The sequence below is a fragment of the Mucilaginibacter pocheonensis genome, from assembly GCF_031456535.1.
GTDB lineage: Bacteria > Bacteroidota > Bacteroidia > Sphingobacteriales > Sphingobacteriaceae > Mucilaginibacter > Mucilaginibacter pocheonensis.
On sequence record NZ_JAVDUU010000004.1, the window covers coordinates 431,424 to 453,145 of the forward strand.

Sequence of the window (21,722 nt, forward strand, 5' to 3'; positions counted from 1 at the left end):
ATATGTACTTTAAACACACATAAAGAAACTAAAAAAGTCCCGGCACAAAATGCCGGGACTTTTTTTTTTAACAGGTTATGAAAACAGAAAAACCAAGGGTTGCAATACAAGGTATACGTGCTTCTTTTCATGAGGAGGCGGCCTTAAGATATTTTGGTGAAAACACGCAAACTATTGAGTGTAACTCTTTTAAACAAACATTTGAGGCTTTAAAAAATAAAGAGGCCGATTATGTGGTAATGGCTATTGAAAACAGCATTGCCGGCAGCATATTGCCAAACTATACTTTGCTGCTTGATTATGGTTTTCCCGTGGTAGGTGAAATTTATCTGCCTATTCAATTACACCTAATGGCTTTACCGGGTGTAAAGTTCGAGGATGCAAAATTTGTAACCTCCCATCCCATCGCTTTACGCCAGTGTGTTGATTTTTTTGATGAATACCCGCATCTTAAGATTGTTGAAAGCAATGATACCGCGGCTTGCGCCAAACGTATACGCGATGAACAGTTAACCGATACGGTTGCTATAGCAAATACACTGGCTGCAAAACTTTATGGGCTTGATGTTCTGGAACGCCGGATAGAATCAAATAAGAAAAACTTCACCCGCTTTTTGATCCTTACCAACCATGATAATGTAGAGAAAAAAAGCGCCAATAAAGCTTCGCTTTGTTTCCAGGTGAGTAACAAGGTTGGCGCGTTAGCCAAAGTGCTTAATATTTTTGCCGAAGAAAGTGTTAACATGAGCAAAATACAATCAATGCCCATTTTAGGTAAACGTAATGAGTATAATTTTTATGTTGACATTGAATGGGACGAGCAAAAGCAATATGACACCTCAATACGGCAAATACTGAAGTACACACATAACTTTAACATACTTGGCGAATATGAAAGACATGATGACGACCCAACCTCCAAACCACAAAGAAATGACAGGGTAAGAAAATATATCAATATCAGAAGGAACATTTAAACTATCCCTTTCCCCAAAAAAATTAATAATTAAACAAAACATACAAACATACCGGTATAGCTGCCGGCCCAATAAAAAAAACGATGAAATTAAATTTAAACATACAGCCACTCCATACATGGATCAAAACTGGAAAAGAACCTTTGGTAATAGCCGGCCCATGCAGTGCCGAAACCGAAGATCAGTTAGTGGCTACAGCCCATTTATTAGCTCAAACTGGCCGCATATCTGCTTTACGTGCCGGTATCTGGAAACCACGTACACGCCCGGGTGAATTTGAAGGTATTGGCAGCATTGGCCTGGAATGGTTAAAGCGTGCTAAAGCCGAAACCGGGCTGCCTACAACTGTTGAAGTTGCTACAGGTAAACACGTTGAAGAAGCATTAAAAGCCGGCGTTGATATTCTGTGGGTAGGCGCACGCTCAACTGTTAACCCATTCACTGTACAGGAAATTGCCGATGCTTTAAAAGGTGTTGATATTCCTGTAATGGTTAAAAATCCCGTAAACCCCGATCTTTCTTTATGGATTGGCGCTTTGGAACGCATTAACAATGCAGGTATCACTAAACTGGCAGCTATACACCGCGGTTTTTCATCTTACGAAAAATCAGCTTTCCGCAACGAACCGATGTGGGACATCGCGATCAATTTAAAAACATTAGCACCCGAATTGCCTTTAATTAATGATCCAAGCCATATTTCGGGCAACCGCGACCTGATCGGCTACATTTCGCAAAAAGCTTTAGATCTTGATATGCAAGGATTAATGATTGAGTCGCATATTGACCCAAGCGTTGCCTGGACCGATGCTAAACAACAGGTTACACCAGCAGCTTTAGCTGATATAATTGATCATTTAGCCCTGCGCAAACCTGAGATACGCAATGCAGAACTTAATGATAAACTTGCTGAATTACGCAGCCAGATAGACAAGATAGATGACCTGGTTATTCAGAAAATAGCTGAGCGTATGCAAATAGCTGAAAAAATTGGCCAATACAAAAAAGACAATAACATCACTATTTTACAGGTTAACCGCTGGGACGAAATTTTACAAAAACGTACTAATTATGCCAAAGCGCTTAAATTAAGCCCGGAGTTTACCGAAAAATTGCTTGAGTTAATGCACAGCGAATCGATCCGTAAACAAACCGAGATCATGAATAAAAGCGAAGCCGGACAGGCAGCAGAAAAACTAACCCACGCGTAATCATATTATGGTGCAAAACATCATCCTGACAAAAAGTAATAAACAGATAAACGGTACTGTTCACCTCACCGGGTCAAAAAGCGAGTGCAACCGTGCCCTGATCATCGAGGCGTTAAGCAATGGTAAGGTAAAAGTTGAAAACGTGTCAGATGCTGCAGACGCGGTGTTGCTGGCTGGTATTTTAAGAAAAAATGGCATCGGCAGTCAAAAGGTTCTTGCGGGAGAAGGTAATTCCGAAATCGAAAATTCGAAATCCGAAATCGTTGACATCGGCCCTGCAGGTACCGCTATGCGTTTTTTAACCGCTTATTTTGCCATACAGGATAATGAAGTAATACTAACAGGCAGCCAAAGAATGAAGGAAAGGCCAATAGGCATATTGGTTGAGGCGTTGAGAAAGTTGGGTGCCCATATTGACTATGAAGAAAAAGAGGGTTTCCCTCCTATAAAACTAAAAGGCAGTTTCGGGCAGCAAACTAGTAAGATCAGTATTAAAGGTAACATTAGCAGTCAGTACATTACCGCTTTGTTACTCATCGCTGCCCGACTGCCTTTTGGTTTGGAATTACATATTGAGGGTGAGCTAACCTCCCGGCCCTACGTTCAAATGACACTTGCAATGTTGGAAGCGGCAAATATAAAGCATACCTGGGAGGATAATATCATAACAATATCAAATCAGGAGTTTGCAACAACATCATTACACGTTGAACCTGATTGGAGCGCGGCATCATACTGGTATGCCATTGCGGCTCTGGCAGATAAGGCTGATCTGTTTTTAACCGGTTTAACCCAGTACAGTTTACAGGGCGATAGCGTAATAACCGAGATCATGGCCAATTTTGGCATCACTTCGCAATTTAAAGATGGCGGCGTGCATTTAACAAAAGAAGCTAAACCTATTAACCGTAAAATATTTGATCTGAAGGAATGCCCCGACCTGGCGCAAACTATCATTGTGGTATGTGCAGCATTGGATCATGAAGCTACCTTTACCGGTTTGGAAACTTTAAAAATAAAAGAGACCGACCGTATTTTAGCCTTGCAGACCGAACTTGCAAAAATGGGCGTAAAACTAATTGAAAAAGGCCAGGTATATAAACTGGACTGCAGCGAAAAGTTTATCCCTGAGCGTATGTTTATCAACACCTATCATGACCACCGGATGGCTATGGCATTTGCACCGCTGGCCCTCATCATCCCACAACTGGAATTTGAGAACGGGCCGGTAGTTGATAAGTCTTACCCTGCATTCTGGACCGATCTGGCAAAACTTGGATTTGGAGTTGAGGAAATAGAAAAGTAAGGCAAAAGGTTAAAGCTGAAGGCAAAAGGTTAAGTTTAACATTTACATGTTAAAAGGAGCTTTAAAGCATTTTAAAACCCTCTCTTTTAGAGAGGGTTCACTCAACCGAGATAAATAATAAAACCAATTATTGATATTTGCAATGAGTTATCTCAAATCTCATATCTAACATCTTATATCTAATAAAAATGGCAGGCAATTCATTCGGACAAATATTCAGGATAACCACCTTTGGTGAGTCACATGGCGAAGCTATCGGGGTAATTATCGATGGCTGCCCTTCACAGTTAACGGTCGATCTGGACTACATACAGGGCGAACTTGATAAACGCAAACCTGGCCAGTCAAAAATAACTACCCAGCGTAAAGAGAGTGATACGGTAAAGATATTATCGGGCGTGTTTGATGGTAAAACCACAGGTACTCCCATTGCTATGCTAATACCTAATGAGGATCAGCGTTCAAAAGATTACAGCCACAATGTGGATGTTTTTCGTCCGTCTCACGCCGACTATACCTATCAAACTAAATATGGTATCCGTGATCATCGTGGTGGCGGTCGCTCATCAGCCCGCGAAACAGCCGCCCGCGTGGCAGCCGGCGCATTAGCCAAATTATTGCTTAAAAGCCAGGGGATTGAAATAGCTGCTCACGTAAGCAGTGTAGGTACTATTAACGCTCCTAATGTAAGCATTGAAAATGTACAGGAGTTTATTGATGAACGCGAAAAGAACATCGTACGCTGTGCCGATCCGGCAACTGCCGAAGAAATGATCGCTTTTATTGATAGTGTTCGTAAAGATGGCGATACCGTAGGCGGTAAAATTAGCTGTCATATCAAAAACTGCCCGGTTGGCCTTGGCGAACCGGTATTTGACAAGCTACATGCCGATTTGGGTAAAGCCATGCTAAGCATTAACGCGGTTCACGGATTTGAATTTGGTTCGGGCTTTGCCGGCAGCGAAATGCGTGGATCTGAGCATAACGATATTTTTGTAAAATCACATTTGGGCGATATAAGTACCATTACCAATTTTTCGGGCGGCATACAGGGCGGTATCAGCAATGGTATGCCTATTGAATTTAAGGTAGCTTTTAAGCCGGTAGCCACCATCATGAAAAACCAGGCTACTATTGACAGTCAGGGAAATGCCGCAGAAATATCAGGCAAGGGCCGTCATGACCCCTGTGTGGTGCCACGTGCTGTAGTTATAGTAGAGGCCATGGCAGCACTCGTTTTAGCCGATCATTGGCTAAGAAACAGAAACGCGATATTAAGATAAAAGATTGAAGGTGAAAGGCAAAAAAGATACACATCTTTAAAAATTAAAAACCTTTCACCTTTTATCTTCTCCCCTTCCTCTTCCTGCCTATCTTTGTAAAGCAATGCTAACCTCCGTAATCCAATTATACAAAAAAGCCTATAGCGGACTATCTAAAAACAGCTGGTATTTAAGCCTGGTCATGTTCATTAACCGGAGCGGTACCATGGTAGTGCCATTCATGAGCATATATACCATACAACAGCTGCATTTTACTATTGTACAATCCGGCTGGGTTATGGCATTTTTTGGTATAGGGGCAATAACCGGAGCGTTTATTGGCGGCAAACTGACTGATAAGGTTGGCTTTTATGACATTCAGGTTGGCGCTTTGCTTACTGGCGGTATATTGTTTCTTCTGTTAGGTTATCAGCATACTTTTTTAAGCGTGAGCTTAGGCACATTTATTTTAAGTATTTGCAATGAATCGTTTCGCCCGGCTAACTCAACGGCCATAGCCCACTATAGCGACAACGACAATAAAACGCGTTCATACTCTTTAAACAGACTGGCCACAAACCTGGGTTGGGCATTTGGCGGCGGTTTAGGCGGCTTTTTGGCGTCGTTCAATTATCACTTACTTTTTTGGGTTGATGGTTGCACCAATATTTTTGCGGCTCTTTTACTGTTGAAGCTCATGCCGCGTTCAAAGATCAAAAAAACGGTTAAAACAGTAACCGATGTGGCAACTTCTGCATCGGCCTATAAAGATGGCACATACCTGATATTTATTTTATTAAGCACGCTCTTCGCTACCTGTTTTTTTCAGTTCTTTATTATGCAGCCGGTGTTTTATAAAATACAATGGCATTTTAGTGAGCGTTTTATTGGCTTCCTGTTGGCTTTAAACGGTATTTTGATCGTATTGATCGAGATGGTGCTTATTCATAGATTAGAAGGAAAAAGAAACCCGCTAACTTATATCAGCGTGGGCATTTTGGTGGCCGGTTCAAGCTTTGTATTGTTAAACTTACTGCCACACAACGCGTGGGTAGCCATATTGATCGTAACTATGATCACTTTGGGCGAAATTTTAAGCATGCCTTTCATGAATTCATACTGGATAAGCCGTACAACAAATAATAACCGGGGCGAGTATGCAGCATTATACAGCATGTCATGGTCGGCAGCGCAAATAGTTGCCCCGGCAGTTGGCAGCCAGATAATTGCGTACGGAGGGTTTAACTTGTTATGGTGAGTATTAGGCGCGGTATGCCTTTTTTCATCAAGCGGATATTTCGTTTTAAAAAAATTCACGCATACTTCTAAGCGAACAGCGGTTGTTGAAAAAATTGTTTAACCGCCGTTCTGATGTTGCAAAACCTTAACCGTGACTAAAAGCTGGCCAAGATGCCGCATGGTATGCTCTGCCGCATGTACATACAAACCAATTACGGTTGAAGGCAATTGGGCTCTGCCTACTCCCCTTGTTTGTGTTAAAGACTGCTCGTCTGTACCTGCTAATTGATTTATAGCATTATCAACCTGGATATTAAACTGCGTGACCAGATGGACCGTTTTTATATTTTCAGCTGCTTTACCTTCGGCAGCTAAATAACTCAACTGATCCTCAGTTAGCCCCACTCCCTTCGCATAAGAAAAAAGCCTGTTAAGCACACCTGTTAAATGTTGCAAATGAAAACCCGGCGATGCCATACCGGCAACTTTATGCCATAATAAATTCTCAGGAAAGTCGATCATTAAAGTGGTCAGTTCTTCCCGGGCTTGTAAAAGAGCGTGTGCCACAGGCTGCAGCAGGGCCGGTATTTCATCTAAAGGTCCACGAAGCCAAACCTCGGGCTTATTATTTGTTGCCATTTATATAGATTAAAAGAAGATAAAGTGTCCGTTTTTGATTTTTTTTAACACTATTGAACTTTGTGGTATAGGTATTGCTATTGGAAGGTAAAATTAACTATACTTTCATCATGATATTTGCTTTCTTAAAAAAGACCACAGTTTTAGTTTGGTTATGTGCTCTTTTTACTATCCTGCTTGTTTTTCAAAGTTGTAAAAAAAAGCACTCTGAAATAGCCGACCGTCTCTTTGAAGCAACTCAAAATGAGGTTTTTAAAGACATTGATCCGGATACACTTGCAGAAACGCTTAAAAAAGAAATCTCTGAAAGAAAATTAAAAATAGCGAACGCGTCAGTAATCGAATCTTATTTCCGGGAAAATGATTATCAGCCAATTTTTGTAATAAACCATTTATTTAACGGCGACCTTGACATTTTGCCAGAATACTATGACAAGATCAGTGAACATGGCCTTGACAAGACGCCTTATCATTCCGAAGCTATAAAGGCCTTGATAGCCAAGTTACATAACAAAACCGCCATTAAAACAACAGCCGAAGCTTATCATGACCTTGCTGAACTTGAGCTGTTAAGCACAAGCTCTTTAATAAAGTATGCAAATGCCCTGCAGTATGGAGTTATCAACCCTAAAAAAATATATTCCAGGTATTTTACCGCAACCAAAAGGCCCGATACTACATTCATGAAACACGCCCTTAAGGCAAATGACATTAAAAGTTATCTGGATAGCATTCAACCAGCCGACCCGCAATACAAAGCATTGCAAAAAGCTTTTTTAAGCAACGCTGTGATAGATGGATTATCGCCGGAAGAAAGCAAGCGTTATTTATTGGTCAACCTTGAACGCCTGCGGTGGAAAAACAAACCCTCAGAAGATAAATATGTTATCGTAAACATCCCTGATTTTAGGCTTGATGTGATAGAAAATGGCAAATCTGTTTTAAACATGAAGGTGTGCGTAGGCGAAGGCCGGAATAAGGATTACCACAGCAGTCTGATAGCCTATGCCGACAGCGAAAAATACGATAAGCCGTTTCCGCGGGAAACACCCCAGCTTAGCAGTATGATACATAGCGTGCAGGTAAATCCAATGTGGAATATACCACGCAGTATTGCTACAAAAGAAATTATTACCGAAGCTGCTAATGACCCCTATTATCTATCAAATAAAAATATTGATGTTTATAAGGACGGTGTAAAAATTGAAGATCCGGAAACAATTGATTGGTCAACAGTTACCAAAGACAATCTGGAATATGACTTTAAACAACGCCCGGGTGCTGATAATTCATTGGGGAAAATAAAATTTCTTTTTAAAAACAGAAGCAGCGTTTATTTGCATGACACACCTGCAAAAGAGGCCTTCGGGCATGCCATGCGAGCCGTAAGCCATGGCTGTGTACGGCTGGGCGACCCGCTGGGGCTGGCAAAAAATCTTTTTGGTGAAGGCGAAGATTTTGACACCATATCAAAAGATATGAATGAAGACAATCCCGATCCTACCAATATAGGATTGCCCAAAAAAGCGCCTATATACATTACCTATGTTACCTGCTGGGCCGATGATAACGGTTCATTACAATACAGGCGAGACGTTTATGGGTTGGATATTGTGCTTTATGCTCATTTAAAAATGCTGATGAGCAACTTATAAAAAGAAATGCCCGGTTTTAGCCGGGCATTTCTTTTATAACTGGGATAATGTTAAAGTTTGGCCAAATCAAAAGCCGTAGTATCTGCTGCAATAAAATTTAATGGCCCGGTTTCATCAAGATACTTTGAAGTATAGCTGTCGTCATTGCCATTGATAAAAAAGACTGTTTTACCCATAATGGTATTTATTACCTGGTCGGCAACTTTTGGTGATACCGCGGGGCAACCAAAGCTGCGGCCTATTTTCCCGGTACGGTCAATTGTATTCTGGCTAACATATTTTGCCGCGTGCACTACAATACTGCGCATACGGGCATTGGTGTTAAAACCAGGATCCATACCATCCAGGCGTAACGAACGGCCATGTTTACCTATATAAACATCATCGGCCAGGTAAAAGCCCAGGCTGCTTTGGTGTGAGTCATTCCTGTCCGAAAACTGGTTTGCCATTTCGTCGCCGCTCCCCTGTCCGTGTGCCACCCAGGTATTTAACAATAATTGCTTGCTAAACAGATCAATGATCCACATACGTTTTTCGCGGCTGGACTTTGAGAAATCAACAACTGTAAGTATTGCGCTGCCCTGCGGCAACTTGTGTTCAAGTTTTAAATTAGTATAACCTGTAACCGCTTTTTCAAATACATCAAATGCCAAACCAGTTTGCTGCAAACTTGCAGCCTGGTATAAATTACTTATATATTGATTAAATAATTCCTTTGCATTTAGTGTTGAATTTACCTTTCCATCTGATTTGTTTGCTCCTGCGGATCTCCAGCTAATAATTGTTGCTGATAAAAAAAATACCGCAAATGTAACATACCAAAAATGTTTCCTCATACTTGTTTTGAGTTTAATTTTAAATCAATAAGTTAAATCAGTAACAGGTTTTAGTTTGATAAATGACCGGGATTAGGAAACCGATCAATTACAAATGTATAATTTTTATATTAAATCAAAATAATTTAAGTGTATTTTTTTACTTAAATGAAAATAAATTTAAAATAAAGCAATTACAGACCCTTATACGAGCGAAACAATAAAAGGTTAGTGAAGTTATTTAATCCATTTGATTTTTTCTTCGAGCGGCGTATTTCTCTTTCCTTCAGGCAGTAGATCGGCATATCCCAGGTATAGTGCGCCCAATATATTGTCCTCTTCGCGCAGTTGTAAAAACTCCTTCATGCCCGGTTTTAGGATGGCGCCACCAGTACTCCAGAATGAAGCCATATTTAAGGCTGTGGCACCCAGCAAAATATTCTGTATAGCGCTTGAAACCGCAGCAAGCTCTTCAAATGGAGGTATTTTTGGCAAGTCCCCACGCTTCATTACAGCAAGAACAATATGTGATACTTTGTCGCCCTGGTGTTGCAGGTTACTATACGTTACCTCGTTAAAATTTTCATTATCAACACTTTGCTTGTAAATTTCAGCATGTTGCAAGCAAAATTCAGCCGGGTTTTCATAAACGATAAAGCGCCAGGGTTCGGTGTATCCATGCGTTGGCGCCCAATCCGCAAGTTCCAGTAACGCAGCTATGTGCCCGTTTGGAATTTTATGGCCGCTCATCATTGCCGGTTTAGTAGAGCGGCGGGTTTTGATAATATTGGATATGGTTGCAAAAGTTGTAGAATTCATGTTAAAATGTGGGTTCAAAAGGACGCAAACTTAAAGAAACAAGCTAAAAAATGAACATAATAATGACATTTTTAACAAGTTACTGACCTAATTTTTTATCAATTTGACGAAAAATATTGATATCCCTCCAATTAAAAAATTGCGGGGTATTTGGCCGGGTTTGCCTCGTTCATAATAGCATAAACAGTTTCGATAATATCGTCAACAGAAGGCTTGCTAAAATAATCACCATCAGAGCCATAAGGCGGACGATGTTCTTTAGCGGTTAGTGTTCTTGGCTGTGCATCAAGCGCATAGTATCCATTTTCATTTTCTATGATCTTTTGGGTAATATATGCCGAAGCAGCTCCCGGCACATCCTCATCAACAACCAGCAGCTTGCTGGTTTTCTTTAAAGAATCGCCGCAAACATTCTCTGTATCAAAAGGATATAAAGTTTGCGGATCAACAACTTCAATATGAATATCCATTTTTTCGAGCTCTTCGGCGGCCTCTAGCACAATGCGCAGTGTTGAGCCGTATGAAACAACGGTAATATCGCTGCCGTCTTTTAATATCTCCGCCTTACCAAGCGGAACCGTAAATTCGCCCACATTTGCAGGCAGCTTTTCTTTTAAGCGGTATCCGTTAAGGCTTTCAATAACAATGGCAGGTTCATCTCCCCTTAATAAAGTGTTATACATGCCTGCGGCCTGAGTCATATTACGCGGCACACAAATATGAAAACCGCGCATGGAGTTTATAATTAAGCCCATTGGCGAGCCTGAGTGCCATATCCCTTCGAGCCGGTGCCCGCGGGTACGAATAATGAGAGGTGCTTTTTGCCCGCCACGTGTACGATAGCTTAAACTTGCCAAATCGTCACATAAAACGGTCATGGCGTAAATGAGGTAATCAAGGTATTGTATCTCGGCTATTGGTCTTAAGCCACGCATAGCAAGCCCCATACCCTGCCCAATAATAGTTGTTTCACGTATACCGGTATCGGTAATACGCAGGTCGCCATATTTATTTTGCAGTCCGGCAAAACCCTGGTTTACATCACCAATGGCTCCAACGTCTTCGCCAAAAGCAACAATACTTTTATCGCGATCAAAATTGGCGTCAAAACAAGCGTTCAACACTTCGCGGCCATCAATAAGACGTGCGTCATCATTATAAACGGCTGGTATAACCGGCACATTTAAAGGAGATTGCGGTGTTTCTGTAAATAATTTTGAATTAAAACGCTCATTGTTCTTTTCAATTTCCTTATTGTGCCAGTTTAATAATGACTGGCGCTCTGCAAGGCTTTCGCGTGTGGTAAGCCTTAAAACCTTACGCACCGCTGATATCACTTCCCTGCGGCCGGCATCATAGCTGGAGCGGAGAGCTGATGATATCTCCAATAATTCATCTTTTATAGTAACATTATATGCCAGCTTGTCAATAAGGCTGGCAGCTTCATCTAATTCGGTTTTTATTACGCCGGCCAGTTCGGCAGCAGCCTCACGCTGGCACTCGCGTACATATTTTTTGGCTTCGGATTCCAGTTCATCCAGTTCGGCCTCGTTTGAAATGGCCGAAGCAATCATCCACTCGCGCATTTTAAGCAAACAATCATGCTCATCTTCCCAACCCAGGCGCTCTTTTGTTTTATAACGCTCGTGCGACCCTGAGGTAGAATGCCCCTGCGGCTGGGTCATCTCGGTAACATGGATCAATACCGGTACATGCTGTTCGCGGCATATAGATATGGCGCGTTCATAAGTTTCGCAAAGGGCTATGTAATCCCATCCCCTTACCTTAAATATTTCATAACCGTTGGTATCTTTTTCGCGCTGAAAACCTTTTAATATTTCTGAAATATCCTCTTTAGTGGTTTGCAGCTTTGCCGGTACCGAAATAGCGTAAGCATCGTCCCAAACCGAGATGGCCATAGGCACCTGCAATACCCCGGCGGCATTAAAGGTTTCAAAAAACAATCCCTCAGATGTTGAGCCATTACCTATAGTGCCAAATGCCACCTCATTACCGCTTACCGAAAACTGGTTAAGATACTCAAGCTCTTTATTTTGACGGTATAGTTTTGATGCATAGGCCAATCCCAGCAAGCGCGGCATGTGCCCGCCTGTAGTTGAAATATCAGACGAACAATTCATGGTTTCGGCCTGGTTTACCCAGCTGCCATCGGCATTTACAAATCGGGTAGCGTAATGACAGTTCATTTGACGACCGGCCGAGGCGGGGTCCTTTTCAATATCGGGGTTGGCGTATAGCTGCGCAAAAAACTCTTTAAGGTTGCTCATGCCAGTAGCAAACATAAAGGTTTGATCACGATAGTAACCCGCACGCCAGTCGCCGGCACGAAATGCTTTGGCCATGGCCAGTTGTGCAACTTCCTTACCGTCGCCAAAAATCCCAAACTTAGCCTTGCCCGTTAGTACCTCTCGCCTGCCTATTAAACTGGCCTGCCTGCTCTCATAACCAATGCGATAATCATCGATCACAATTTTTTTGAAATCATCAAAACTCAACTCAGCGGTATTAAATTTACTGGTTGCACGAATGGTAGTTCCGGGCATATATAATTTCGTTTAGACGGTAAAATTATAAAATTCTATTCTGTAATTGGCAAACTAACAATAAAACATAGAGTTTTGCTAATAGTTTTTAAATTACATTAAACCTTATATATTTGTATTAATCAAATAAACGTATGAAAAAGATATTAATGATTTGTGCAGTAGTTTTAGGTTTTGCCTTTACTGCAACAGCACAGGATAGCCAGAAACCTGAGTTTAAATTTAACGAAGAAAAACATGACTTTGGTAAAATACCTCAGGGTACACCTGTAACCACTGTTTTTGAATTTACAAACATTGGTAAAGAGCCCCTTATTTTAACCGAAGTAAGGCCAACCTGCGGCTGTACAATTGCCGACTATACCAAAACCCCAGTAAAAAGCGGGACTAAAGGCACTATTAAAATTACTTACAATGCCGCTGCCGCACAGCCATTTAATAAAACAATCGTAGTTAAATCAAACGCGGTAACACCCGAAAAATACTTGAATATTATTGGCGAGGTTGTAGCTAAACCCGCGTCGAGCAAATAAACAAGGCAAGCACGGTTTAAATAACCCCTTGCTAAACAAGGGGCGTTAATAACAATATTAAAAGACCCTTACACAGGGTCTTTTTTCATTTACAGGGACCGTGTAAATACAATACTTTCTTTTTTACTAATTTTGCATATGCCAAAAATATCTCAAAAAGGTGAGCGAATGCCCGCTTCACCTATACGTAAATTAACTCCTTATGCCGATAAAGCCAAGCTGGATGGTAAAAAGGTTTATCATTTAAACATTGGCCAGCCTGACATTGAAACCCCTGATGGTATGTTAAATGCCATTAAAAATATTGATTTTAAAGTTTGGGCGTATACACCATCAGAAGGCACTTTAACTTACCGTAAAAAGCTTACAGAATATTATAACAAACTAAGCTACGGCATCACTCCCGAAAACATTATTGTAACAACGGGCGGATCTGAGGCTATTACAATAGCCATGATGGCCTGCCTTGACCCGGGTGACGAAGTTATTATCCCCGAGCCTTTTTATGCCAATTACAATGGTTTTGCAAGCCAAAGCGATATTGTTGTTAAACCTATACTTTCATTTATTGATAATGGTTTTGCATTGCCCCCCATCAGCGAGTTTGAAAAGCTGATAACTAATAAAACCAAGGCTATTATTATTTGCAGCCCCAATAACCCTACGGGTTATCTGTATTCAAAGGAAGAACTTGAAGCATTAAAAGAATTGGTACTAAAGCATGATCTTTACCTGCTTGCAGACGAGGCCTACCGCGAGTTTTGTTATGACAACCGCGAATTCATGTCGCCTATGCACCTGGATGGGCTCGATGAAAACGTTATTGTGCTTGATACCGTAAGCAAGCGTTATAGCGCCTGCGGAGCAAGGCTTGGCTGTCTGATCACAAAAAATAAAGCGGTTTTGACTACGGCATTAAAATTTGCGCAGGCCCGGCTTAGTCCCGGTATGGTTGAACAAATTGCCGGAACTGCCGCTGTTGACACACCCGACGCATACTTTGAGGCCGTAAATAAAGAATATACCAGCAGGCGGGATACCCTTGTTAGCGCACTGAATAAAATGGATGGCGTGTACTGCCCTAATCCGGGCGGCGCGTTCTATGTGGTAGCTAAATTACCGATAGATGATGCTGATAAATTTTGCCAGTGGATACTGGAATCATTTAGCTATGAAAATCAAACAGTTATGATGGCGCCCGCGACCGGTTTTTATAGCACACCGGGAGCCGGGTATAATGAAGTACGGATGGCTTATGTATTGAACAACGAAGACCTGAAAAGTGCCATGATCTGCCTGGAAGAGGCTTTAAGGGTTTACCCGGGAAAAGTTATAAGCTCAAGAGCTGAAGTTTTGAGTTCTAATTAAGCTATTTTTAGTATCTTTGTAATTGCTTGTCAAACTCAATACACAATACTGGGAACTCAAGACAAAAAAATGGGGTCGACCGGAATTGACAGGATGGAGATAAGTAAGTAAGCATGCAGCGCGTTGGGTGAATTAGCGCTTAAATCTGAACGCTCAAACTTACAAATGGCGAAAATAACTACGCCTTAGCTGCTTAATTTAGAATTAAATAGCTTTTGTCCCGCCGGTTTTCCGTTCTGTTGAACCGGCAACAGGGGCATCGAAAAACGGAACTGGCCTGCTTAAGGTGTGCATAGCGGGCGAGATAAAGCACCTAAGGAAGACGGTACAGGTAAGCAACTGACCTTCCCCTTCCCTACAATTAAACAGAAGCTAAGCATGTAGAAAGCTTACCTTATACCATGTTTGGACGAGGGTTCGAATCCCTCCGGCTCCACTGAAAGACCTTCGCATCGAAGGTCTTTTTTCGTAAAAGTGCATTTCCAGCGGTTTTAAGGGGTTTTTGAAAATAATTGTTTGCAAAATTCAAACAATTATTCCAAGTATAAAAGGCTACCAAAAAGGCTACCACTCCCATTTAAAAAGTGGTAGCCTTTTCGTATACTTTTTAGGTCAGGCTTTAATTAGATTTTTTAAAAAAAATCTTTATCAGATTTAATCAATCTTTTTAAAGTCTGTTGGGTCGTATTTGATATGGTCTTTACGATGCTGAAATTGGTAATAAACCATTTTCAATGATTCAATGAAACCGGGTTTTGAGAGCGAACGAAAACAAATCGTTCACTTAAAATCCAATTTTCATGAAAGTCAATGAAAAACTTTCCCTCCTGGTTTTACCAAAAAGCGCCAGGAAGTCCAAAGACGGAAGCTTATCGCTGGACATCCGTATTACCGTCAATCTCAAAAGGGCCGTCATTTCTTTAGGCCAAAAAGTCCCTGCAAGTCTTTGGGATCAGGAAGCAGGCAAAATGAAGGGTTCTACACAGGAAGCCCGTTTGCTCAACAATGCGATTGAGCAATGTAAAGTCAAAGTGCGCCGTCTTTATCAATCGCTTGAATTGCAAGGCGAGGAAGTTACCGTAGAAATGCTCTGGGATGCTTACCAGGGTAAAATGGAGCAGCCTAAAACCTTACTCAATGCGATAGACTTCGTTATTGAGCGTTTTGAAAAAAAGGTGGAAAAACAACACCGTTCGGTGGCGTCACTAAAAAAGTTACGCACGATCCGTGCAAAGACAGTCAATTTTATCCGGCATCAATACAAAGCAAAAGATATCCGGTTGGATAAAATCCGCTTTGCATTTGCCGAGGATTTCGTGGATTACCTGATGCTGGACGAGGATATCAACGCCAATACAGCAAAGAAATATCTTAAACACGTTAAACATGCCATCAAAACCGGGGTTGAGCGAAACTGGATACCGACCAATCCAATACAAACCTATAAATGCGGGTATATCGATCCAGAACGGGATATTTTGACTGAACAGGAAATCATGATCCTTTATCACAAACATTTTGAGATCAAGCGATTAGAGGAAATCAAAGATACTTACCTGTTTATGTGTTTCACCGGGTTTGCCTATAAGGATACGAGCCTGCTGACTACCGATCACATTATTGACTTTTTTGATGGTCAACAATGGGTGGTAAAAAACCGGCATAAAGTAACCAGTACGATTTGCCGGGAAAGTGTACCGCTGTTACCTATCGCTAAGGAAATCATCGAGAAATACAACAACCATCACGTCCGCAAAAGCCAGGGCTTGTTGTTACCGGTATTGAGCAATCAGAAATACAACGCCTATTTAAAAGAAGTAGTAACCATTTGTGGCATTAATAAAACATTGACCACCCATACCGCCAGGCATACTTTCGCTACTACAGTTACATTGGCCAATGGCGTACCGATAGAAACGGTAAGTGCCTTACTTGGTCACAAATCGGTCAAAACAACACAGATCTACGCAAAGATTGTCGCTCAAAAGATTAGCGAGGATATGAGCACATTAAAGCAAAAGCTTGCAATTAAGTTACCCAATTTAACCCTAGAAAGTCATGGAAATCAATCTATCATAACAGATATTAAAACTATTATCCGCAATTCCAGGGATACTGCGATACGCGCAGTTGATATCGAACGTGTACGGATGTACTGGCGTATAGGACAGCGTATTTTTGTAGAAGAGCAACAAGAAAAAGACCGGGCTGATTATGGTGCACAGCTGCTAAAAACAATTTCAACACAATTGCAGCCCGAATTTGGCAGCGGTTTATCTATAAGACAGTTGAAGCGTTATCGGCAGTTTTATCGTACTTTCCCAATTGCGTCCGCACTGCGGACGCAATTGGGTTGGACACATTATAAAATGCTCATAAGCATTGATAACCAGGACAAAAGAGATTTTTATATTGCTGAAGCTGTAAAAAACAATTGGTCATCCCGCCAACTGGAGCGCCAAATTCATAGTAGTTTTTGGGAACGCTTATTAATGAGTAACGACAGGAATGGCATATTGGCTGTTGCAAGGAATGAGCAGCAGCCTTCTGATGCAAAGGATATTATAAAGACCCTATGTATCTCGAATTTTTAGGACTGCACCATGAAGCTTCTTATTATGAAAAGGATTTAGAACAAGCAATCATAACCCATTTGCAGGACTTTCTTTTGGAGTTAGGTAATGGATTTGCATTTATAGCAAGGCAAAAACGGCTGCATATTGAAGGCGATGATTTCTTTATTGATCTTGTTCTTTACAATCGTCTTTTACAAGCGTTCGTCATTGTTGAGATAAAAACCGCCCGCCTCACCCATCAAGATATCGGGCAATTACAAATGTATGTTAATTATTATGACCGGATAGAAAAGAGAGACTTTGAAAAGCCGACTATCGGCATTTTGCTTTGTGCGGATAAAAACAATGCTGTTGTAAAATTCTCCTTGCCGGAAAATAATAAAACTATTGTTGCCAGTGAATATAAATTATATCTGCCGTCAGAACAACAGTTGATCGATGAAGTGAAAAAGGAAATAGGAAAAAAGGGAAGGAATTGAGTTATGAAAAATAAAAATATGGTAGTTTCCAATGAAACTGTCCTAAGTAATATATACTATATAATAGGGCAAGAAGTTATGTTGGACTTCGCCGCCGCTGCATTGTATGAGGTAGATATGAAAACGCTACGGCGCAGTATAAAAAGAAATCATAGGCGTTTCCCTTCTGATTTTCTATACATATTGAAAGCGTTTCTAAAATGTTGGGCCATAAAACATACGAACAACGTAGCATTATGCCAAAATACTGGATATGAAGGTTAGCGAAGATATGCAGCTACTCAGTAAAAAACTCGCCGAAAAAAAAACTGAACGTGAGAAAATACCTTAAGCCATCAGGGCATCTAAACGTTTTTGGATACCACCAGTGTTTTATGTATAATTACAATTACTATGATAAATCAACCATGATTTATCAATTGTGATAAGGTTTAGGTAAGCCTCTTAAGCAGCGAGTGCAAGAGAGGCTTTTTTATCCAAATCATCATTAAATACATTCATTAATGATCTTCAGCCCAATTAAATGAATTTTAACCATGTATAATTAACCATTACCCGCTTAAACAACAAACAGCGTGTGCAGGAAAACTGTCAAGGGTGGGGTTCGCAAAGAAGCAAATAACACAACCCCATTTACAGGCCCTTGACGGTTTTCCTGTGCTGCTATCTTTGTGGCTGCGGTGTAATGGTAAATGCTCAGGCTATGGGCAGGTATGTCGTGAGGAACGAACTGCATTCCTGACCTGCGGCGGGGAGGCTGCCGGCGTAGTAAAACGAAGCCGTCTGCCGGACCCGCTGGGTGTCACTCCCTTATGTAGGATTTTTAGATTTAGAGCCCCGTTCTCCAACAAGCTGCCGGTAGATAGCTTCTGCTACCGCTAATAAATTTTCTGCATTTTCCACTATTGTTTTTACATCGGCTGCATCAGGATTGAAATTTTCCTTGTACCGCGCTGCTGTGTAGGCTGACTGTAACAACAGGAATGCTTGTTTACCTTGCTCTGTATTTAGCTTTAACGCCTGCTGCAAACCGTTGGTGAACAGCAGGGTGATCTTTAACATCCTTGATAAATATAAATCCACCTATGCGTTCCGGAGCGTTGGAATGAGCCGTTTATATTTTGAAAAAAATCAAATTATAAAAGAAACCTGTAATAGGGCTCTAAATGTTTGTGCATTGCTTCCTGAAACGCCCTGGGATCTCCGTTTTTAAGAATATTAAGCAAGTCTCTGTGTGATACAGAAACGGCGCGGTCTTTTTCATTTACCGTACTCATAGCGCCTACAATATAGTTAAATACATACCCCAGCATTTTTTGAAACCTATACAGCGTTTCGTTGCCCGACATGTGATACAGAATTTTGTGAAACTCAACATCATACCTCGCATGGTCAGCTGGCGTTTTAGCATTCTTCTCCTCTGTAACTACCACCTTTTCCAGCGCTTCCAGATCGGCATCATTCCTCCTGATGAATAATAATTCGCTTACGCCCATTTCAATTACCAATCGTAGTTCCAACAACTCTTTCAGTGAGTGCTCACTTAATAATTTAGAATCAATGATCTTGGTAAATCCGCTCCAGATATCGGGCTCTGTTAATATCATCCCGCGTCTTTTTCGTGATTCGATCATTCCTAACATCTTTAACCGGCTTAATGCTTCGCGCACTATTGATCTGCTAACGTTTAAGGATGCAGCCAGCTCAACCTCCTTTGGTATCGTATCACCGGCTTTAAATTTTTTTTGGATGAAATAGTTCCTTAATTTGTCTTCGACCAGATCTGTCATATTGATATTGACCAGGGGCTCCAAACCAGAAAATTCACTTTCTTTTTTTGCGACATTCAACTTAGACTTGCCGAAATCTGTCATAATATTTGTGTATGATATAAAGTTACGAATCTACCATTATCTTTTTCTAAAAAGAGCGAACAGGCCGTTCCGATTAAAAATTATAATAACAAAATAGTGCTGATGCGGTTGTGCCGGTTTTGTACATATAAATTGTTTTATATCGAACAGCATAGACAATATCAGCTGTAATTATCTAAATTAATTTGTTGCTAAATATAAAAATTAAATTAGATATTTGTATATATGTATGACATATAAACTTAATTAGTTATGAGAAAAATTGAAGGACTTATAGCCGCCGTTTTCACGCCGTTTAATAACGATGGTTCCCCTAACCTAAATATGATACCGTTAATTGTTGAAAAAATGGTGGCAGATGGGTTAAAAGGAATTTTTGTATGCGGCACAAATGGCGAAGGTTTGAATATGACGATTGAAGAAAGGATGCAGGTTTCAGAAAAATTTGTATCGAGTGCAAACAAGCGCATTCTTGTATTTGTGCATGTTGGCCACAGTTCTATTGCCGAGTCAAAAAAGCTTGCCATACACGCCGCCGCTATTGGCGCGGATGCTATTTCGTCTGTTCCGGCATTTTATTTTAAGCCTAGTTCGGTGCAAAATCTGGTAACCTGTATAGCCGAAATAGCCTCAGCTGCCCCCAATTTACCCTATTACTATTATCATGTGCCCGCAGTTACTGGAAACATTGACATAGTTGACTTTTTAGATGCCTGTAATAAAAAAATTCCCAATCTGGCCGGCATAAAATTTACCTCATCTGTTTTACATGAATTCCAGTTATGCTTAGGTTACGATCATGGTAAATATGACATGCTTTCGGGCTTTGATGAAATGCTGTTAAGCGCGCTGGCGGTAGGTGCCAACGGTGCTGTTGGAAGTACCTATAACTTTGCAGCGCCATTCTATCATGATATTATTAGTTCATTTAAAAAAGGCGACATTTTAAAAGCAAGGGCCCTTCAGGCAAAGGTTGTTGAAATGATCAGAATTTTATTTAAATTTTCACCGATACCCGCCCAGAGGGCTATTATGAAAATGCTTGGTTATAATTTAGGGCCTTGCCGGCTTCCGTTAGTTGATCTGACTGATGCTGAGTTTATATTATTAAAGGAAAGTTTAGACACAATTGATTTTTTTCACTTGCTTAAACAATACCGCGAAAGCAATTCGCCGGTTTCGTTGGATAAATAGATCAACATTAAAAAATGAATAACGATAAAACTACAACCCTGCCATTAAAACTCAATGGAAATAAAATTTCTTATTTATCGCTCTTATTATTTCTGTTGATTTCAGTCCGCTCGTTTAGTCAATCAGACACTGGTAAAGTTGTTGTGTTTAATCCCAGTATGGGCTATTATACAACAAGGATACCATCTATAGTTATAACTAAATCAGGTACGCTTGTTGCATTTTGCGAGGCACGGGCAACAGGATATGGCGATTGGTCTGGCATAGATATTTTAGCCCGCCGAAGTAAAGACGGCGGAAAAACCTGGGATACGCCAAAGGTTATTGTAAAAAGAGAGGAATCAAAGCCGGCTGGCAATGGCGTTCCAATTATGGATAATGACGGGCATACAATACATTTTTTATTTGTTAAAGATTATGGGCGCTGCTTTTATATGAAATCTGTAGACGAAGGGCTTACATGGAGCGAGCCAGTTGACATCACATATGCGTTTGAAAAATATATTCCGGAATATGACTGGAAGGTGTTGGCTACCGGACCTGGTCATGCCATTCAACTCAAAAACGGCAGGTTGGTAGTTTCCGTGTGGATGTCTGATGATAAGAAAAGGGCACACAGGCCATCCTGCATTTCAACAATTTACAGTAATGACCATGGTAAAACCTGGAACAGAGGCGATATCGTTGCAAATACCTCAGATCAAATTATAAATCCAAGTGAAAGCACCCTTATCCAGTTAAAGGACGGAAGAGTAATGATGAACACCAGGACTGAATCAAAAGAACAACGCCGTTTAATATCATATAGCCGGGATGGATTTTCTCATTGGACAAAACCTGTATTTAATGACGATCTATTTGATCCGGTTTGCATGGGCAGCATGATCAGGGCTGGCACAGGTAAGCGTAAACTTGCAGGGCCAATCATCTTTATCAATCCCGATTACAGAAATATTCCCGGGGAAGGCCGCCGGCATTTAATGGCAAAAGTAAGCTTTGATGAAGGGGCAACCTGGCCGGTAAATAAGGTGATAGAGCCTGGGTCGGCCGGTTATTCAGACCTCACCATCGAGAACGACGGTACGGTTTATATTTTATATGAAACCAGAGATGGTTTACCGCCAATTAAAGTAGTAACCCCTCATTACTACCAAATTGTTTTGAAACGCTATGATCTAAATTGGTTTCGCTAACAGATTTTATCATAACCA

The 21,722-nt window shown here is 40.9% G+C and carries 19 protein-coding genes and 1 other RNA gene; 14 read left to right on the top strand and 6 right to left on the bottom strand.

Features of this window, described 5'->3' with window-relative positions:
- Window positions 1-77: 77 nt before the first annotated feature.
- From J2W55_RS20065 to J2W55_RS20085, 5 genes are all read left to right on the top strand, one after another.
- Window positions 78-977, top strand: a complete 900-nt coding sequence (locus J2W55_RS20065; protein WP_310099979.1) for a prephenate dehydratase — start codon at window positions 78-80, stop codon at window positions 975-977.
- 83 nt (window positions 978-1,060) lie between these two features.
- A complete protein-coding gene (locus J2W55_RS20070; protein WP_310099981.1) occupies window positions 1,061-2,188 on the top strand; it encodes a chorismate mutase in 1,128 nt (375 codons plus the stop codon).
- Between the two features lie 7 nt (window positions 2,189-2,195).
- Window positions 2,196-3,494 carry a 3-phosphoshikimate 1-carboxyvinyltransferase gene (aroA, locus tag J2W55_RS20075; protein WP_310099984.1) on the top strand — a complete coding sequence of 433 codons (1,299 nt, stop codon included), beginning with the start codon at window positions 2,196-2,198 and terminating at the stop codon, window positions 3,492-3,494.
- A gap of 188 nt (window positions 3,495-3,682) precedes the next feature.
- Window positions 3,683-4,777: a chorismate synthase gene (gene aroC, locus J2W55_RS20080; protein WP_310099987.1), complete on the top strand. Its 1,095-nt coding sequence runs from the start codon at window positions 3,683-3,685 to the stop codon at window positions 4,775-4,777.
- 103 nt (window positions 4,778-4,880) lie between these two features.
- A complete protein-coding gene (locus J2W55_RS20085) occupies window positions 4,881-6,014 on the top strand; it encodes an MFS transporter (protein WP_310099990.1) in 1,134 nt (377 codons plus the stop codon).
- Between the two features lie 98 nt (window positions 6,015-6,112).
- Here J2W55_RS20085 and J2W55_RS20090 read toward each other — a convergent pair whose 3' ends face one another.
- Window positions 6,113-6,634 (bottom strand): DinB family protein, encoded by a 522-nt coding sequence (locus J2W55_RS20090; protein WP_310099992.1) that lies wholly within the window; start codon window positions 6,632-6,634, stop codon window positions 6,113-6,115.
- A 110-nt stretch (window positions 6,635-6,744) separates the two neighbouring features.
- Here J2W55_RS20090 and J2W55_RS20095 point away from each other — a divergent pair, with 110 nt between their 5' ends.
- Window positions 6,745-8,289, top strand: a complete 1,545-nt coding sequence (locus tag J2W55_RS20095; protein WP_310099995.1) for a L,D-transpeptidase scaffold domain-containing protein — start codon at window positions 6,745-6,747, stop codon at window positions 8,287-8,289.
- A gap of 50 nt (window positions 8,290-8,339) precedes the next feature.
- On the opposite strand, the gene J2W55_RS20100 is transcribed toward J2W55_RS20095, so the two are convergent.
- From J2W55_RS20100 to J2W55_RS20110, 3 genes are all read right to left on the bottom strand, one after another.
- Window positions 8,340-9,125, bottom strand: coding sequence for a murein L,D-transpeptidase catalytic domain family protein (locus tag J2W55_RS20100; RefSeq protein WP_310099998.1), 786 nt, complete (start codon window positions 9,123-9,125; stop codon window positions 8,340-8,342).
- Window positions 9,126-9,341: 216 nt separating this feature from the next.
- Complete coding sequence (locus J2W55_RS20105) at window positions 9,342-9,923, bottom strand: nitroreductase family protein (protein WP_310100001.1); 582 nt, start codon at window positions 9,921-9,923, stop codon at window positions 9,342-9,344.
- Window positions 9,924-10,054: 131 nt separating this feature from the next.
- Window positions 10,055-12,487 carry an alpha-ketoacid dehydrogenase subunit alpha/beta gene (locus J2W55_RS20110; RefSeq protein WP_310100004.1) on the bottom strand — a complete coding sequence of 811 codons (2,433 nt, stop codon included), beginning with the start codon at window positions 12,485-12,487 and terminating at the stop codon, window positions 10,055-10,057.
- A gap of 134 nt (window positions 12,488-12,621) precedes the next feature.
- On the opposite strand from J2W55_RS20110, the gene J2W55_RS20115 reads away from it, so the two are divergent.
- The 6 genes from J2W55_RS20115 (at window position 12,622) to J2W55_RS25830 (ending at window position 17,707) form a co-directional block, all read left to right on the top strand.
- Window positions 12,622-13,020, top strand: a complete 399-nt coding sequence (locus J2W55_RS20115) for a DUF1573 domain-containing protein (RefSeq protein WP_310100007.1) — start codon at window positions 12,622-12,624, stop codon at window positions 13,018-13,020.
- Window positions 13,021-13,158: 138 nt separating this feature from the next.
- Complete coding sequence (locus J2W55_RS20120) at window positions 13,159-14,388, top strand: pyridoxal phosphate-dependent aminotransferase (protein ID WP_310100010.1); 1,230 nt, start codon at window positions 13,159-13,161, stop codon at window positions 14,386-14,388.
- 71 nt (window positions 14,389-14,459) lie between these two features.
- Window positions 14,460-14,827: a transfer-messenger RNA gene (gene ssrA / locus J2W55_RS20125) on the top strand.
- A 361-nt stretch (window positions 14,828-15,188) separates the two neighbouring features.
- A complete protein-coding gene (locus tag J2W55_RS20130; protein ID WP_310100014.1) occupies window positions 15,189-16,982 on the top strand; it encodes a DUF1016 N-terminal domain-containing protein in 1,794 nt (597 codons plus the stop codon).
- A complete protein-coding gene (locus tag J2W55_RS20135) occupies window positions 16,964-17,443 on the top strand; it encodes a PDDEXK nuclease domain-containing protein (protein ID WP_310100017.1) in 480 nt (159 codons plus the stop codon). The genes J2W55_RS20130 and J2W55_RS20135 overlap by 19 nt, the downstream gene beginning before the upstream one ends.
- Before the next feature lie 78 nt (window positions 17,444-17,521).
- Complete coding sequence (locus J2W55_RS25830) at window positions 17,522-17,707, top strand: ORF6N domain-containing protein (protein WP_374726382.1); 186 nt, start codon at window positions 17,522-17,524, stop codon at window positions 17,705-17,707.
- Between the two features lie 546 nt (window positions 17,708-18,253).
- Here the strand turns inward: J2W55_RS25830 and J2W55_RS20140 are convergent.
- Both J2W55_RS20140 and J2W55_RS20145 read right to left on the bottom strand, forming a co-directional pair.
- Entirely contained in the window at window positions 18,254-18,505 is a 252-nt protein-coding gene (locus J2W55_RS20140; RefSeq protein ID WP_310100020.1) for a hypothetical protein, read from the bottom strand.
- Window positions 18,506-18,579: 74 nt separating this feature from the next.
- Window positions 18,580-19,233, bottom strand: coding sequence for a FadR/GntR family transcriptional regulator (locus J2W55_RS20145; RefSeq protein WP_310100023.1), 654 nt, complete (start codon window positions 19,231-19,233; stop codon window positions 18,580-18,582).
- A 336-nt stretch (window positions 19,234-19,569) separates the two neighbouring features.
- On the opposite strand from J2W55_RS20145, the gene J2W55_RS20150 reads away from it, so the two are divergent.
- Window positions 19,570-20,511: a dihydrodipicolinate synthase family protein gene (locus tag J2W55_RS20150; RefSeq protein ID WP_310100026.1), complete on the top strand. Its 942-nt coding sequence runs from the start codon at window positions 19,570-19,572 to the stop codon at window positions 20,509-20,511.
- A 14-nt stretch (window positions 20,512-20,525) separates the two neighbouring features.
- Window positions 20,526-21,704, top strand: coding sequence for a sialidase family protein (locus J2W55_RS20155; RefSeq protein WP_310100029.1), 1,179 nt, complete (start codon window positions 20,526-20,528; stop codon window positions 21,702-21,704).
- Window positions 21,705-21,722 lie beyond the last annotated feature (18 nt).

Bases quoted from the DNA above. Each gene is read 5' to 3' on its own strand.
- J2W55_RS20065 (WP_310099979.1), top strand. From the start codon at position 78: ATGAAAACAGAAAAACCAAGGGTTGCAATACAAGGTATACGTGCTTCT.
- J2W55_RS20070 (WP_310099981.1), top strand. From the start codon at position 1,061: ATGAAATTAAATTTAAACATACAGCCACTCCATACATGGATCAAAACT.
- aroA (WP_310099984.1), top strand. From the start codon at position 2,196: ATGGTGCAAAACATCATCCTGACAAAAAGTAATAAACAGATAAACGGT.
- aroC (WP_310099987.1), top strand. From the start codon at position 3,683: ATGGCAGGCAATTCATTCGGACAAATATTCAGGATAACCACCTTTGGT.
- J2W55_RS20085 (WP_310099990.1), top strand. From the start codon at position 4,881: ATGCTAACCTCCGTAATCCAATTATACAAAAAAGCCTATAGCGGACTA.
- J2W55_RS20090 (WP_310099992.1), bottom strand. From the start codon at position 6,634: ATGGCAACAAATAATAAGCCCGAGGTTTGGCTTCGTGGACCTTTAGAT.
- J2W55_RS20095 (WP_310099995.1), top strand. From the start codon at position 6,745: ATGATATTTGCTTTCTTAAAAAAGACCACAGTTTTAGTTTGGTTATGT.
- J2W55_RS20100 (WP_310099998.1), bottom strand. From the start codon at position 9,125: ATGAGGAAACATTTTTGGTATGTTACATTTGCGGTATTTTTTTTATCA.
- J2W55_RS20105 (WP_310100001.1), bottom strand. From the start codon at position 9,923: ATGAATTCTACAACTTTTGCAACCATATCCAATATTATCAAAACCCGC.
- J2W55_RS20110 (WP_310100004.1), bottom strand. From the start codon at position 12,487: ATGCCCGGAACTACCATTCGTGCAACCAGTAAATTTAATACCGCTGAG.
- J2W55_RS20115 (WP_310100007.1), top strand. From the start codon at position 12,622: ATGAAAAAGATATTAATGATTTGTGCAGTAGTTTTAGGTTTTGCCTTT.
- J2W55_RS20120 (WP_310100010.1), top strand. From the start codon at position 13,159: ATGCCAAAAATATCTCAAAAAGGTGAGCGAATGCCCGCTTCACCTATA.
- J2W55_RS20130 (WP_310100014.1), top strand. From the start codon at position 15,189: ATGAAAGTCAATGAAAAACTTTCCCTCCTGGTTTTACCAAAAAGCGCC.
- J2W55_RS20135 (WP_310100017.1), top strand. From the start codon at position 16,964: ATGTATCTCGAATTTTTAGGACTGCACCATGAAGCTTCTTATTATGAA.
- J2W55_RS25830 (WP_374726382.1), top strand. From the start codon at position 17,522: ATGTTGGACTTCGCCGCCGCTGCATTGTATGAGGTAGATATGAAAACG.
- J2W55_RS20140 (WP_310100020.1), bottom strand. From the start codon at position 18,505: ATGTTAAAGATCACCCTGCTGTTCACCAACGGTTTGCAGCAGGCGTTA.
- J2W55_RS20145 (WP_310100023.1), bottom strand. From the start codon at position 19,233: ATGACAGATCTGGTCGAAGACAAATTAAGGAACTATTTCATCCAAAAA.
- J2W55_RS20150 (WP_310100026.1), top strand. From the start codon at position 19,570: ATGAGAAAAATTGAAGGACTTATAGCCGCCGTTTTCACGCCGTTTAAT.
- J2W55_RS20155 (WP_310100029.1), top strand. From the start codon at position 20,526: ATGAATAACGATAAAACTACAACCCTGCCATTAAAACTCAATGGAAAT.